This window comes from Kushneria avicenniae (assembly GCF_900112585.1).
Lineage (GTDB): Bacteria > Pseudomonadota > Gammaproteobacteria > Pseudomonadales > Halomonadaceae > Kushneria > Kushneria avicenniae.
Genome location: NZ_FOLY01000007.1, coordinates 152,457 through 167,422 on the forward strand (window position 1 = coordinate 152,457; position 14,966 = coordinate 167,422).

The 14,966-nt window shown below is 60.1% G+C and carries 12 protein-coding genes and 1 pseudogene; 8 read left to right on the top strand and 5 right to left on the bottom strand.

Annotated features, from left to right (window positions below; all coding sequences use genetic code 11):
* Positions 1 to 85 precede the first annotated feature (85 nt).
* The 3 genes from pdxA (at position 86) to BM079_RS15270 (ending at position 5,376) form a co-directional block, all read left to right on the top strand.
* Positions 86 to 1,126 (top strand): 4-hydroxythreonine-4-phosphate dehydrogenase PdxA, encoded by a 1,041-nt coding sequence (gene pdxA / locus BM079_RS15260; protein ID WP_090135803.1) that lies wholly within the window; start codon positions 86 to 88, stop codon positions 1,124 to 1,126.
* Positions 1,127 to 1,225: 99 nt separating this feature from the next.
* Entirely contained in the window at positions 1,226 to 2,968 is a 1,743-nt protein-coding gene (locus tag BM079_RS15265; protein WP_090135805.1) for a glycerol-3-phosphate dehydrogenase/oxidase, read from the top strand.
* 332 nt (positions 2,969 to 3,300) lie between these two features.
* Positions 3,301 to 5,376 (top strand): TonB-dependent receptor domain-containing protein, encoded by a 2,076-nt coding sequence (locus BM079_RS15270; RefSeq protein WP_090135807.1) that lies wholly within the window; start codon positions 3,301 to 3,303, stop codon positions 5,374 to 5,376.
* 83 nt (positions 5,377 to 5,459) lie between these two features.
* Here the strand turns inward: BM079_RS15270 and BM079_RS15275 are convergent, their stop codons facing one another.
* Together BM079_RS15275 and BM079_RS15280 are read right to left on the bottom strand one after the other, a co-directional pair.
* On the bottom strand, positions 5,460 to 6,761 hold the full coding sequence (locus BM079_RS15275; RefSeq protein WP_090135809.1) for an SLC13 family permease: 1,302 nt from the start codon (positions 6,759 to 6,761) through the stop codon (positions 5,460 to 5,462).
* Entirely contained in the window at positions 6,755 to 7,603 is an 849-nt protein-coding gene (locus BM079_RS15280; protein WP_090135811.1) for an amidohydrolase family protein, read from the bottom strand. Before BM079_RS15280 ends, BM079_RS15275 begins: the two co-directional genes overlap by 7 nt.
* Positions 7,604 to 7,774: 171 nt before the next feature.
* Here BM079_RS15280 and BM079_RS15285 point away from each other — a divergent pair, with 171 nt between their 5' ends.
* Together BM079_RS15285 and sbmA are read left to right on the top strand one after the other, a co-directional pair.
* Complete coding sequence (locus BM079_RS15285) at positions 7,775 to 8,512, top strand: GntR family transcriptional regulator (protein ID WP_090135814.1); 738 nt, start codon at positions 7,775 to 7,777, stop codon at positions 8,510 to 8,512.
* A gap of 115 nt (positions 8,513 to 8,627) precedes the next feature.
* Positions 8,628 to 9,872, top strand: coding sequence for a peptide antibiotic transporter SbmA (gene sbmA, locus BM079_RS15290; protein WP_090135817.1), 1,245 nt, complete (start codon positions 8,628 to 8,630; stop codon positions 9,870 to 9,872).
* A gap of 94 nt (positions 9,873 to 9,966) precedes the next feature.
* Here sbmA and BM079_RS15295 read toward each other — a convergent pair whose 3' ends face one another.
* Positions 9,967 to 10,449, bottom strand: a complete 483-nt coding sequence (locus BM079_RS15295; protein ID WP_090135820.1) for a universal stress protein — start codon at positions 10,447 to 10,449, stop codon at positions 9,967 to 9,969.
* 260 nt (positions 10,450 to 10,709) lie between these two features.
* On the opposite strand from BM079_RS15295, the gene BM079_RS15300 reads away from it, so the two are divergent.
* From BM079_RS15300 to BM079_RS15310, 3 genes are all read left to right on the top strand, one after another.
* A complete protein-coding gene (locus BM079_RS15300) occupies positions 10,710 to 11,657 on the top strand; it encodes a 2-hydroxyacid dehydrogenase (RefSeq protein ID WP_090135858.1) in 948 nt (315 codons plus the stop codon).
* A 50-nt stretch (positions 11,658 to 11,707) separates the two neighbouring features.
* Entirely contained in the window at positions 11,708 to 12,289 is a 582-nt protein-coding gene (locus BM079_RS16975; protein WP_090135823.1) for a sugar O-acetyltransferase, read from the top strand.
* Between the two features lie 256 nt (positions 12,290 to 12,545).
* Positions 12,546 to 13,769 (top strand): multidrug effflux MFS transporter, encoded by a 1,224-nt coding sequence (locus tag BM079_RS15310; RefSeq protein ID WP_090135825.1) that lies wholly within the window; start codon positions 12,546 to 12,548, stop codon positions 13,767 to 13,769.
* A 100-nt stretch (positions 13,770 to 13,869) separates the two neighbouring features.
* Here the strand turns inward: BM079_RS15310 and BM079_RS15315 are convergent, their stop codons facing one another.
* Both BM079_RS15315 and BM079_RS16980 read right to left on the bottom strand, forming a co-directional pair.
* Positions 13,870 to 14,619: a nucleotide-binding domain-containing protein gene (locus tag BM079_RS15315; RefSeq protein ID WP_322787947.1), complete on the bottom strand. Its 750-nt coding sequence runs from the start codon at positions 14,617 to 14,619 to the stop codon at positions 13,870 to 13,872.
* A 48-nt stretch (positions 14,620 to 14,667) separates the two neighbouring features.
* Positions 14,668 to 14,856: pseudogene (locus tag BM079_RS16980) on the bottom strand (SMODS domain-containing nucleotidyltransferase); the annotation flags it as partial.
* Between the last annotated feature and the right edge of the window lie 110 nt (positions 14,857 to 14,966).

The following is a 14,966-nucleotide window of genomic DNA, read 5'->3' on the forward strand; positions in this document are numbered from 1 at the left end:
GGGCAGAGCGCTATTATGGCACTGTCGATTCCCGCCGCCCATGACGCTGTGCTCGGGCGCCTGCCTGCAAAAGAAGGACCTTGCCATGTCCGCATCTCATCGTGCCCCCATTGCCATCACCATGGGCGATCCGGCCGGCGTCGGCCCGGAAATCATCGTTCGCCTGGCCTGCATGCCACGCGAAAGCACCACGCCGCTGCTGGTCATCGGTGATATCGACCGGCTGCACGCCATGGCGAATCAGCTGGGTCTGGCCCTGACGCTGTTTCCCATCGAGCACCCGAGCGAACTGGATGATCGCGGCGTCACCCCGGGCCGGATGGCCGTACTGCCAGCCGGCGAGGCGCTGCCGCCCGAGCTGCCTTACGGCCTTGTCGATGCGCGCGCCGGGGCCGCCGCCTGTGCCTATGTGAACCGCGCCATCGATTTCGCGCTCGACGGCTCGATCAGCGCGATCGTGACTGCCCCGCTCAACAAGGCCGCCATGGCCGCGGCCGGCATTACCTACCCGGGCCATACCGAGATTCTGGCCGACCGCGCCGGCACGCAGGACTTCGGCATGATGCTGGCCAACGACGAGCTGCGCGTGATGCTGGTGTCGATCCACCTGTCACTCCGCGAGGCCATTGACGCCGTCACGCCCGAGCGCGAACTGCGCGCCATCCGTCTGGCCGCCCGCGCCTGCCACGCCTATGGCATCGAACGCCCGCGCATTGCCGTGGCCGGGCTCAACCCGCACGCCGGCGAAGGCGGTCTGTTCGGCCACGAGGACGAGACTATCATCGCCCCGGCCATCGCCCTCGCCCGTGAGGAAGGCATCGACGCCTCCGGCCCCTGGCCGGGCGATACCGTCTTCATGAACGCCCGTCGCGGCCAGTTCGATGCCGTGGTAGCGCAGTATCACGATCAGGGGCTGATCCCGGTGAAATATCTGGGCGTCGACAATGGCGTCAACATCACGGTGGGACTGCCGTTCGTGCGCACCAGCGTCGATCACGGCACCGCCTTTGATATTGCAGGCCAGGGCGTTGCCGACCCGTCGAGTCTTGTGTATGCCCTCAAACAGGCCGAGGCGATGGTGCGCGCGAGCGACACCGCTGAAGATGGTCTCGCCGTGCAACCCTGATCACCGGTATTACACTGAGCAGGACACTGAAGGCATGACAACGCCTCTGCGGGATTCCCCGGCACGGCGTTCCATTCCCTCGACACACGGGGCAGGACAATGCAACTCAGACAGAGCAATATCGACAGGCTGGCCGATGGCGAGGTCTACGACACCCTGATCATCGGCGGCGGCATCAACGGCGCGGTCTCGGCGGCGGCGCTGTCCGGACGCGGCGTGAAGGTCGGCCTGGTGGAGCAGGGCGACTTCGCCGGCATGACCAGCATGTGGTCGTCCAACCTCATCTGGGGTGGCATCAAATACATGGAGTCGCGGGACTTCAAGCTGGTGCGCGAGCTGTGCGTGTCGCGTAACCACCTGATCAAGCACTACCCCTCGACGGTGCAGGAGATCCGCTTTCTTACCACCATCACGAAGGGCTTTCGCTGGCATCCGCTGATGCTGTGGGCAGGCACCTGGATCTACTGGCTGTTCGGCAACTGTTTCACCAGGCCGCCGCGACTGCCGAGCCTGAGGACGGTTAACCGTGAAGAACCGGTGATCAATACCAAGCCGGCGATCGGCTGCTTCGAGTACTCCGATGCCTTTTTGCACGACAACGACGCCCGCTTCGTATGGAACTTCGTGCGCATTGCCATGAACAGCGGCTGTGTGGCGGCCAACTATGTCGAAGCGACCGGGTTTGAGCGCCAGGACAACCTCTGGCACGTGGGCCTTCGCGACGTCATGAGCGGCCGTGAGTGGACCGTTAAAACGAAGACCCTTGTCAACGCCTGCGGCCCGCTGGCCGACCGCACCAACGCACTGGCCGGCAAGCAGACCGACCACCGCCACGTGCTCTCCAAGGGCATTCACCTGATCGTCGACCGGGTGACCCCCAACAAGCGCGTGCTGGCGTTTTTTGATGAGGATGGCCGGCTCTTTTTCGCCATTCCAATGGGCAATCGTACCTGCATCGGCACCACCGATACCCGTACCGAAGACCCGCATGCGGCCATTACCGACGACGATGTCACCTTCGTGCTCGATAACATCAACGCCCGTCTGTCGCTCGATAAACCGCTGGACCGTGACGACATCATCGCCACCCGCTGTGGTGTGCGTCCACTGGCGGTGAAAAACACCAGCGGCAACGACCGCGACTTCCTGCAGCTGTCGCGCAAGCACGAGATCGATTCCAATATCGGCCAGGGCTTTATCAGCATCTTCGGCGGCAAGCTCACCGACTGCGTTAATGTCGGCGAAGAGATCACCGATCTGGTCAGGACCATGGGCGTCGACATTCGCTTCCCCGACTACCGCTGGTACGGCGAGCCGGTGGACGCCGTACGCGACGAGTTCTTCCACCAGGCCAGACTGATGAAACTGGATGATTACACCGATGCCAGCGCTTCCGAGCCGCTGTCGACCCGGCTGTGGCGGCGCTACGCGGCGCATGCCATCGGCATGCTGGAGAACATTCGCGAGGACCCGCGCCAGGCAGAGATTCTGATCGAAGGCACCGAGTACATCCGCGCCGAAGTACGCCAGGCCGCGCGGCGCGAGATGATCACCAAACTCGAGGACTTCCTGCGCCGCCGCTCCAAGATCAGCCTTGTGTCGCGACAGGAAACCATCCAGCAGTCGGCGGGGCTGATGGAGGCGTGCGAGATCCTGTTCGGCGAGGACGCGCAGAGGCGCTTTGACGAATACTTTCACGACCACCCTGTCACCAACGGCATCGCCCGCGACCCCGGCGCTGGACCGCTGCCGGCCGAAGGCGCCACCAACGACCCCGCCGCTGAGCAGGAAACCGCGCCACAGCAGCGTCAGGAGGGAGATTTCGAGACGTTGAACTGGTAGACACCCATCCGATGAGGCCGCCATGCCTCATCGGCCAATCCCGTCCATGAGTCCATGGCGATCCTCTCCCCCACCTTGATCAAGGCTGCTGCGCAAGTATTTGTCGCCACCTCTGGCAGAATCGGCAATGAAGCAGATTCAATAATGATTCTAATTATCATTTGGTGCTAGCATGGCGTCTGCCACAACCGGCGAAAGCCGATCCCTTCCTGCAGGCTCGACCTGCTGCATCACAGAATAAAACCAATACCCGGGCAAGGTGACAAAGATTACCGCCCTCGTGACTGGCCCAGATGACACAACAACGAACGTCATATCATTTGGGGAATACAATGTTGAATCATGCTGAAGCGCCCACCACCGGGCGTGGCTACGCCAGACTTGCGCTGCTGGGGATTTCCATGGGGCTGGGAGACACCGCTGCAGCGGCAGAACAGGAGCAGGAAAAGAAACGGGCAAGCACTGCCGTCACGCAGAACAGTTCCAGCACACAAACGCAGGTCAATACGCTTGAGACCATGACGGTCACTTCCGCGTCGGCTTCGGGTTACGCGGTCGACCCGGTGCATGCGCCGGCCAGTATTTCGGTGATCGGTCGCGACGAGCTTGAATCGCGCTCCTATCGTGACGTCAGTCAGGCACTGCAGGATATTCCCGGTGTCTACGTGGACACCGCGCCAACCGGCAAGGGCGGTACCGGCGAGGTGTCGATTCGCGGCTTCGACGCCGACTATACCCTCATTCTGGTCGACGGCGTGCCACAGGACTCCTCCCAGGCCTATTACAATGGCTACGGTAGCGGCGCCGAGTACAGCTGGCTGCCGCCGATCACGGCGATCGAGCGCATTGAGGTGATTCGCGGGCCGATGTCGACACTTTACGGCTCCGATGCACTGGGCGGAGTGATCAATATCATCACCCGTGATGTGCCGCAGAAGTGGACCGGCTCGGTGACCGTCGACACCATCATTCAGGAGCGCAGTGATTCCGGCGATCGTCAGCAGGGTCGTTTCTACGTCGCCGGGCCACTGATCGAGGACAGGCTTGGTGCCAGGATCACCGGGTCACGGCTCAATCGCAATGAGGACAACATCGAGGGCGGTTACGCCGGCTACGACCGTGAGGTACTCGACGCCGAGCTGGCCTGGACGCCCAACGAGGCCAATACCCTCAAGTTCGAAGCGGGCTACGGCAATCAGCACACCACCGCCGACAGCGACAGAAGCTTCAGCCGCTCCGGCGATGCCGACTTTCGCGCCCAGCGGCGCCACCAGACGCTGACCCACGAACTGGATTGGGGCGGCGGCATCAACACTCGCAGCTTCGTCAAGCGCGTCGAACTGCAGCAGAACGACAGTGCCTATACCTCAACCTACGAGCGTATTACCGCCAAAAGTACCACCGCGATGTCACTGGGCGACCATCTGCTGACGGCGGGGGTCGAGTTCCGCAACCAGAAAAACGAAAACCCCGATCGCGGGCTGGGGCGCCAGAACCTGGAGCGCTGGGACGGCGCACTGTTCACCGAGGATGAGTGGTTCATCTCCCGCGACTTCTCGCTGACCACCGGTGCCCGCTGGGTCAAGGACGAAAGCTACGGCAGCGAGTTCGTGCCACGCCTCTACGGCGTCTACGATGCCACTTCAGCCCTCACCTTCAAGGGTGGCGTGAGCGCCGGCTATCGCACGCCGGATCTCAAGGAGGGTGACTCCAACTGGATCGAGGGCGGGGGCGGCCCGAGGTGCGCCGACTGCCGTGACGTGGGCAATTCCGACCTGCAGCCGGAAAAGAGTGTGACCTACGAACTGGGGGCCTACTGGCAGGCCACCCGGAATCTTGCGACCAGCCTGACGGTGTTCCATACCGACTTCGATGACAAGATCGAAAAGCCGATCGTCTGCGATACCCGTGACGGCGTTGACGCCTCCTGCAGCTATCTGGGCCAGGAGTATGCTGCCCTCTATCAGTACACCAATGTGGACAAGGCAACTCTCCAGGGTGTGGAGTGGACGGCCGACTGGGCGATCACGCCAGATCTGGATCTCGAATCGAGCTATACCCTCACCGACAGCGAACAGCGCAGCGGCGACAACGCTGGCCTGCCGCTCAACGATCAGCCGCGCCATCGCGCCAGCCTCGGCCTTGACTGGCAGGCCAGTCGTGACACGAACCTTTGGACCAACATCCGCTATCGCGGTGAAGCCGAGCAGGTCGCCAGCCGTAGTGGGCTGAGCGAAGCCTGGCCCAGCTACACCCTGGTGGACAGCGGTTTCAGCCATCAATTGCGCAAGCAGCTCGAACTCTACGGCGGCATCTACAATCTCTTTGATCGCGATATCAACGAAGAGAATTATGGCCGTCTGCTCGATGGCCGGCGCTACAATGTCGGCATGACCCTCACCTTCTGACCCTCATTTTCTGACCCTCACCTACTGCCCCTCACCCCCGGACCAGTATGGTTCGGGGGATCTGCCATCATGCGCCGTCTGGATCAGAAGACAAATGCCAGCGCCAGGTTGAAGACCAGCGCCACGACAAAGCCCAGCGGTGCGGCCCGAAACAGCAGCTTCGGGAAGAGCGCCGTACGGCTCTCCTCGTTCGGGCAGGAGCCCAGAATCAGGCTGCCGCCCGAGGAAAACGGCGAAATGGAGGTGGCCTGTGCCCCCACCACGATGCTGATGAAAATGATCATCGGATCGATCGACAGGGTCTGTGCAATCGGCAGCACGATCGGAAAGAGCGCCGGCGTCACCACGCCCAGGGTACTGGCAAACAGCGACATCATTGCGGCAATCACGCCAAACACCACCGGCACCAGCACGGGCGGAATGCTGCCGCTGATCCACGAGGCCAGCAGGTCGATCGTGCCGGCCTTCATTGCAATCGCGATCAGCATGCCGACTCCGCAGATCATGATCAGCGTGCCCCAGGGAATACTGGCAATGGCCTTGCGTTCGTCGCCCAGCCTGAGCAGCAGCGCGATGACGGCAAAGACACTGGCCACCAGTCCGATATCGATGCGGGCATTGATATAACCGACCAGCGCATTATCCGGCGCGATCAGTGCCGCAATCGGCGGCACCAGCACTACAGCCATCATGATCAGGGTCAGCAAAAGCGTCGTGCGCTGATCCCGATCAAGCGGTGCCGGTGCTTCGATATGGGCCATGGCATCAGCCATGGCCCGCTTGTTGCCGGCCAGAAACACGAAGCCCGATATCACGATCAGCGGAATCACTGCCGTGGACAGGAAAATGCCGATACCGTTGATAAAGGCCGTGCTTTCCGGCACCCCCGAGGCGGTCATCAGGCCGCGAAAGATAATGCCGCTCTGGCTGGAGACAAAATTGGCACCGGCCAGCGCACCGTAGTTGACTGACATGCTGCCGATGATCAGGCTCAGTCCGGTACGACGGCACAACAGCAGGGTAATCGGTGCCATGAAGGCCAGCACGGTGTAGTACCCCGCCCCCAACGCCGAAATCAGGGTCGAGGCGCCGAAAATGGCATAGGGCAGAAAGTGGGGAAAGCGGCGGCAGCGATACATCATGTGTTCGGCCAGCTTTTCCAGCGTGCCATTGACGATGGCAAAGCTGTAGAAAAGACAGACCGAGAAGATGATGAAAAAGAGCTTCAGCGGCCAGAGGTTGATGACTTCGGAGGGCGTCATGCCCATGACGAAGCTACCGATCACGTAGGCCAGGGCGATGGCAAACAGGCCAATATTGATCCGGGTCAGATATCCGAGGGCAATGGCGGCGACAATGGCCCCCACAATCAGCAGACTCAGCATCGGAAAGCTCCCTGGGCGTTGATCATGAAAAGACGCGCCGGGTTGTCGATCATGACCTGCCGACGCAGCGCCGGATCGGGCAGGAGCGTTTCCATCAGAACAAACTGCGCCTCATGATCGGTCTGGTCCTCGAAGCGGGTGTGCGGCCAGTCACTGCCCCAGACCAGCCGCTCGGCGTGACCGAAGGCCTCCTGGAAGGTATCGATAGCGGCACGTGCCTGATCGACGCTCATGCCACTGCGGTAGGTCGCTGACAGCTTGATCCAGAGATTGCCCTCCCCCAGCCAGTCCAGAAATGTACGGTGCTCGCCAAGCGATGTATCGATCGCGCCCCCCTGTGGCAATCCATAGTGATCGATGACCACCGCCACGCCGGACTCCAGAATGGCCGGCACCACCGGGCCGAGATCGCCCAGCGTGCGCTGGATCTCGACCGACCAGCCACGATGAGCCAGCCGGGTGAACAGGTGCCGCCAGTGGGCAGCACCATAATCGTCCAGCGTCTGACCGACCAGGTTGAGACGTACCCCGACCACGCCGGCCTCGCCCAGCACGTCGAGCGCTGGGTCATCGATGTCGGGCGCCACCACGGCCGTGCCGCGCAGGCGCTCGCCATGTTGGCGCAGCGCCGAGAGCATGTAACTATTGTCGGTCCCCAGAAAGCTCGGCTGTACCAGCACGCCATGAGAGAGCCCGCAGCGGTCCAGATGCGCCAGATACTGGCTGACATCGGCATCGTAGTCAGGGCTATAGCGCCGCTGGCGGGCCATGGGAAGATGCTGACTGAAGATATGGGCGTGCGTATCCACTCCGGTGATGGAACCGTCATGCTGATCGGTCATCTGAACTCCCTGCATATCGGCATTCTGGGCACCTAGTCATGCAAAATTGTTATCGTCGTATAGTCATATATATGAATCGAGACCTTATAGCTGCCCGATATCACGGTCAATCGCGTCGCGATGCGACATTGGTTCTATACATTTACCCACGCTTATTGATGACAGGTATTCATGAGTGACTGGAAAGCGGGATCGGATGCGCGTCTGCCGCTCTATCAGCGGCTGCGCGAGGAAATCATGGACAGGATCGCCAGCGGCGAATGGCCACCGGGAGAGCCCATTCCGACCGAATCGGAGCTGACACGGCGCTATAACATCGCTGTGGGCACGGTGCGCCGTGCCATCGATACGCTGGTCAATGAGGGGCTTTTAGAGCGCAGCCAGGGCCGCGGGACCTTTGTACGCCGACCGGATTTTGACGCCTCCTTCTTTCGCTTCTTTCGCCAGGTCAATGCCGAAGGCGAAGCCAGCGTGCCGGACAGCCGGATACTGTCTGCCTCGTTGCAGACGCCCCCACCAGTCGCCTCAAAAGCGCTGGGACTGGCTCACGATGCCTCGTGCATCTGCCTTGAACGACTGCGTACTCTGGAAGATGGCAGTCTGCTGACCGAGAAGATCTGGCTGCCGGCCGCGCGGTTTTCCGGACTGCTCAAGGTGCCTCTCGAGGAGTTTGATAATCTGCTTTATCCGTTTTACGAAGCCCGGTTCGGTCAGCGAATCGGATCGGCGCGCGAGACACTTACCATTGCCTCGGCTGATGCGATCACGTCGGACACACTGGGAATTGCATTGAATGATCCAGTCGTGGTGATCGAGCGTACTGCGCTGGGGTATGACCAGACACCACTGGAATACCGCTGCTCGATGGGAGCAGCCGCGACCTTCCGCTATCAGATCGAAATCTCCTGAGCGCTCCCTTCCAGAACAGAATCAAAGGAACGCAAGGTCTCTCACGGGGTCGATGAAGGGTACGCGACCCCGAGGGGGTCGGTTTGAACATTGCCCTCACTGCAGGAACTCTATCGTGTTACGGTCCTTTTTCCCCAATCCGCCCCTGTTTTTCTCAAGCGTTGTGGTCTGGGCGCTGCTGTGCATCGGCCTGTGGCAGATGGGCGCCAGCGGGTGGGGCGCTGCCATCGGCCTGCCCCCGCTGGCCGACGGTGATGCCCTGCCCGTGGATGTTTCCCGTTTCTGGGCGCCATCGCTGCTCTGGTTTTATCTCTATTACGCATTGTGCGTGGCCGTATTTGCCGCCGCATGGCACGTCATCGACCGCCACCGCTGGCAGCGCTGGTCGATTCTGGGCAGTGCCCTGATCATCTTCATGACGTGGTTTTCGGTACAGACGAGCGTGGCCATCAATGCCTGGTATGGGCCTTTCTGGGACATGATTCAGCAGGCACTGGGCGGTGACAGCGGCGTGACCGTCACCGATATCTATACCGGAATGCTGAGCTTTGCCGGCATCGCCTTTGTGGCCGTGACGGTGGGCGTGCTCAACTATTTCGTGGTCAGCCACTATATCTTTCGGTGGCGCTGGGCGATGAACAACTTCTACATGCAGCACTGGTCGAGACTTCGCCACATCGAGGGAGCGGCCCAGCGTGTGCAGGAAGACACCATGCGCTTTTCCACCACACTCGAGGGGCTGGGCGTCAATCTTCTCAAGGCATTGATGACGCTGATCGCGTTCATGCCGATTCTCTACAGCATGTCACAGGACATCACCGAACTGCCCATCATCGGCCATGTGCCCAATGCGCTGGTCTGGGCGGCGGTGATCTGGTCGCTGTTTGGCACCGTACTGCTGGCGGTGGTCGGCATCCGCCTGCCGGGGCTGGAGTTTCGCAACCAGCGCGTCGAGGCGGCCTACCGCAAGGAACTGGTCTACGGCGAGGATGACGCCGAGCGTGCCGCACCGGCCAGTGTGGCGATGCTTTTTGACCGGGTCCGAAAGAACTACTTCCGTCTTTACTGGCACTACACCTACTTCAATGTCGCCCGCATCTTCTATCTGCAGGCCGACGTGGTGTTCGGCTTTATCGTGCTGGCCCCCTCGATCGTCGCCGGCAAGCTGACACTCGGGCTCCTGCAGCAGATCCTCAACGTCTTCGAAAAAGTGCGGGAATCATTTCAGTATCTCGTCACCTCGTGGTCGACCATCATCGAGCTGCTTTCGATCATCAAGCGCCTGCGTGCCTTTGAAGCCATGATTGATGGCGGCCTCCCCAACGAAGACACGAAGCTATCGAACGACGCCGTGTCGTAACCAAGGGGCCGGCATCAGACGTGACCGCTCATGACTGACACCGCAGGCCGGGGCCGGTCAGGGTCCCGGCCGACAGGGCCATGTCACGAAGGTATCAATGAGCGAGGGCATCGTCCGGCCCGGTGTCAGGGACATGCAATGTGATCACCGTGCAGTGGGCGACATGAGAGACCTTGTGCGACACGCTGCCCACGACCAGCCCTTTCATGTCGCTGAGGCCGCGACTGCCCATCACGATGACCTCTACATCGAGTTCCCGGGCCATCGCCACGATGGTCTGGTCCGGATGCCCCGGCGAATTGTCCTCCACGTGAAAATGCACCTCGCCCGATGGGTCGCCCACCGCCGACCAGGTCTCCTTCAAAAGCGCCACGCCCTGTTCATGCCCCTTGACCGGAGTGTAATCCACGGGCGTCGATCCCGTAGTGGCGCCCAGATGATCGGAAGCCACCGGCGGTTCAACAATGTGCAGCAGATGCAGGGCGCCACCGCCGGCCTGCTGCATCAGGCAAGCGTGTTCAAGCGCCCGGCGCGCACTGCGGGAACCATCAATGGGTACCAGAATACTCTGTGTCATGATCCACCTCCCTGCTCCGGCTGCTGACGATCCCGCCCCTCCAGGAGCGACGCCGTCAGACAGCACAATGAGTGATGTGGTGGGGCCCGTCGCATCAACGATGCCGCCCCATGCCCTATTACCTTAGCAGTCCTGTCGAGAACGCCACGCGTCGATGGTCGCATGCCCGTTTGCCGGCCCCGTGATCCTGCGGACTACCGCGGCCACGACCCGCCACGGTAAGGTATCAATCCCCTCCAGGAATCAGGGAGATGTCCGTCATGGCGATTCATCTGCTGGTCGTGACACGCCTGTCACGCCATCATCAGGCCCGCATTGAAGCGGCCGGTTATCGGCTTCATATGGCCGAGGACCCCGGGACCCGGCGAGCGGTACTCCGCGAGCATCGTGACGACATTCGCGCAGTCCTGACCATTGGTACCATCGGCTTCACCGCCGAGGACATGGACGACCTGCCGAACCTGGGGCTGATCTGCGCCCAGGGGGTGGGCTTTGAAGGGATTGATGTGGCCGCGGCCCGCGAGCGACATATCGCGGTTACCCACGGCCCCGGCACCAATGCCGAAACGGTTGCCGACCACACGCTCGGGCTGATGCTGGCCTGTCTGCGCCGCATTCCACAGGGGGATGCCGGCGTTCGACAGGGGCAGTGGCAGGAGATTCGCCGCAGCGCGCCGATGCTGCATGGCAAAACCCTGGGGCTTCTGGGCATGGGCAATATCGCCCGTGCCATCGCCCGCCGCGCCCATTACGGCTTTGACATGCCCATCGTCTATTTCAGCCGCCAGCCAAAGCCGGATCTCGACTGGCGACATGAATCCGACCCGGGGCATGTGGCCAGACAGGCCGACGTGCTGGTGAGCGCTCTGCCCGGCGGCCTGGAGACCCATCATCTGGTCAATGATGCCCTGCTGAGCGTCATGCGCCCCGGCAGCATCGTGATCAACATCGGGCGCGGCAGCGTGGTGGACACTGACGCCCTGGTGCGGGCCGTACAGGAGAAACGCCTTGCCGGTGCCGCGCTGGATGTCTTCGAGCACGAACCCGAGGTATCGCAGGCGCTTCGAGAGGAACATCGCATTATCATGACGCCGCATACCGCCGGTCTGTCGCCGGAGGCGCTGGATGCCACCGTTGATCTGGTCATGCAAAATCTTGCGGCCTTTCTCGAGGGCAAGCCACTGATCACGTCGGTGCCGGAGGCCTGAAGGTCCAGGCGCGGCCCCATTCAATACCACGGACGCCACGGGAGAATGCCATGGGCGATGACCATACGACAGATGACCGCTCCCAGAAGCAGAAGATGCTCGCCGGCGAACTCTATAGCGCCGATGACCCGGAGCTGGCCCACGATGCCGGCGTTGCCAGAGCGGCCATGGCCGAATTCGCCCGACGCTACGAGCATGATATCGCCGCCGCCCACGCGGTCCTGAAAGGGCTTTTCAAAGAGTGTGGTGATACCGCTCATGTTCGACCACCGCTGTATGTCGACTACGGCTTTAACATCCGCTTTGGTGAGGGCTCGTTTGCCAACTTCGGGCTGGTGGCACTGGATGTCGCGCCCATCACCATCGGCCGGGACGTGCAGATCGGCCCCAACGTTCAGCTGCTGACGCCGACCCACCCGATCGACGCCGCCTCGAGACGCGCCAAGCTGGAAGCCGGCGCCCCCATCGTCATCGAAGACAACGTCTGGCTGGGCGGCGGTGCGATCGTACTGGCGGGGGTCACCATCGGCGAGAACAGCATCATCGGGGCCGGCGCCGTGGTCACCCGAGACATCCCTGCCAACGTCGTGGCGGTGGGCAACCCGGCCCGTGTGATTCGTGCTCTGCCATGATTCCCTCATGATGGCAAAAGGGATGGATAACCGGGCATACTGTTAGCGCCCTTACGAATTTATCGATCATCCTTGACCCATGACCGTTTACCGACAACCTCAGCGCTTTCTGCCCGGCGTCAGGGGGGAAGCCTGCGGTGGGGCGTGTGCGGATAACCGCGACACTCAGGCTCAATAATACTCTGGATCAACAATACTCAGGCCCCACAATATTCAGACGCCACAATGCACTTTTCCTATCCATTGCCCGGATCTCATGAACGATAACCAACCCTCTTCTGCCGCCTCGAGCCCCAACGCTTCCGGCTGGCGCGTGCTCGCCGTGCTCAGCCTTCTGATGGGCTTTGCCTCCATTTCAACGGATCTCTACCTGCCTGCCATGCCCGCGATGGCCGAGGACCTGGGCACCGCGACCGGCATGATCGAACTGACCGTGTCCGGCTATCTCATCGGCTTCAGCCTGGCCCAGCTGGTATGGGGCCCGATCAGTGACCGCTTCGGACGACGCATCCCGGTCGCCATCGGTCTGCTGTTGTTCATCGCCGGCTCCGCCGGCTGTGCCATGGCCGACAGCGCCACCTCGCTGATTGGCTGGCGCCTGCTACAGGCGATCGGGGCCTGTGCCAGCGTGGCCCTGTCGCGGGCCATGGTGCGGGATCTGTTCGAGGGCGACCGCGCCGCACAGATGATGTCGACCCTGATGACGGTCATGGCCATCGCGCCGCTGCTGGGCCCGCTTGTCGGCGGCCAGATCGAGATTTTGTTCAACTGGCGCATGATCTTCTGGGTGCTGGTCGCCATCGGCGTCATCGCGCTGCTGGCACTCTCCACACTGGAAGAGCCTCTACCGCGGGAGCGGCGCAGCAGCGAGGCACTCGGCCGCGCGCTGCGCCGCTATGTCGAGCTGATTCAGCACCGTCGGCTACTGGCCTATATCGGGGTGGGGGGATTTTTCTACGCCGCCATGTTTGCCTATGTCGCCGGGACGCCCTTTGCCTACATCGATTATTACGGCGTGCCTTCCCAGCTTTACGGGCTGCTGTTCGGTGCCGGCATCATCGGCATCATGACCACCAACCTGCTGAATGCTCGTTTCGTCTCACGCGTGGGGATCAATCACATGCTCATGTGGGGCGCGCTCGCCACGATGCTCTGCGCCCTGGTCACTGCGCTCAATGCCTATACCGGCTGGTTCGGACTCTGGGGCATCGCCGTGCCGCTGTTTCTGTTTACCTCCACCACCGGCTTCATCATTGCCAACGCCATTTCGGGCGCCCTGCGCGACTATCCGCATCGCGCCGGAGCGGTATCGGCGCTGGTGGGGGCGACACAGTACGGCAGTGGCGTGATCGGCTCTGCACTGGTCGGGCTGTGGTCGGACGGTACGCCATCCTCACTGGGGCTGGTGGTCGCCCTGGGCGGGACAGGTACCTTCCTCTGCGCCGTGATCGTGCAGCGAGAACACCGTCATCAACCATAAGTGCCCCACATCCAAAGAAATTCAGAATACGACAAAGATAAAAGCCAAGCAAGACAACAACTTACATAGAAATTGATGCTTGGCTTTATGAAAAAACTTTCTAAATTGGTACTGATATACTTTCTCGGGCAATACAAAAACCATCTTTTATTATGTAGCATTCGACATAGTGCTCGCCTGAAAAATCGCTTCTCTCCTCTTGATATCTTCCTCCTTTAGTAATCTGCCCTCGAATCATATCTTTTCTCTCAGCTTCTGGACCTATATTTTTAACTTTCCAGTAGATATCAAAAGGCTCAGGAATATGGTCTGTTCTTTGCACGAAGAATTTCAAGTCTCTTTCTTTTGAAACTCGACTGGTTAACTTCGACAACAGAGCCAACATTCTATTGTCTTTTCCAATATTGGCATCGAGCTCAATTCCATATTGTATATTCAATGGGAACATATCTTCTATGCTTTGCTCAGTATCTCGATAGTCTCTAGCTGATTCTTCAACTTTTGTAACCACCTTTTTGACAGGGAATTTCTTGCCAAAGATTTCACGCCATTTTTTATCAGCTTGGTTTTCATCATCAAGTGCTTCCCTACACTTTCTGAGTGCCTTTTTCGCTTTAGGTATAAACTTCCCACCTTTATATACTTCTGACCCACTACCAGGAGCTCGCCAGAATTCTTTTTCGGCTGGCTGATCGACCAGATAGGCAAAAAAATCTTTCACTAAATATTTGTAGCTGGCATAACCAGATTCATCGTACTCACGATTACTTTGAAAGAATCTGTATGCCAGCGTATCTATCAACATACCGCTTAGTGGTACGCCATGCGTATCCTTCCAAGACCGCACCATTTTTGCTAGATTTTTAAGATTTCTATTTCTTTCTTGATTTAAGATATTGACTGCTTTTTTTTCAGCGATTGGGTTACATACTTCCCAAGAACCGCCATCATTAGAATCTGGATATCTAAACCTGCCGTCATCTAGCCGAAATGCTGGCACCACCTCTACTATATATTTGCTTAACCTTACTGAAACTATTTGCCCGTCAACCCTGATTACAGTATTCGGATAGCTAATCTTTAAAGCATTTTTGACTCTAGGTGTATGGTCCCGGAGTGTAGTGGTTTATGGTATGACTCACTAACGGAGGAGGATCCATGGCTCAGATACTTCACCAACGCGCCACGACCACGCAC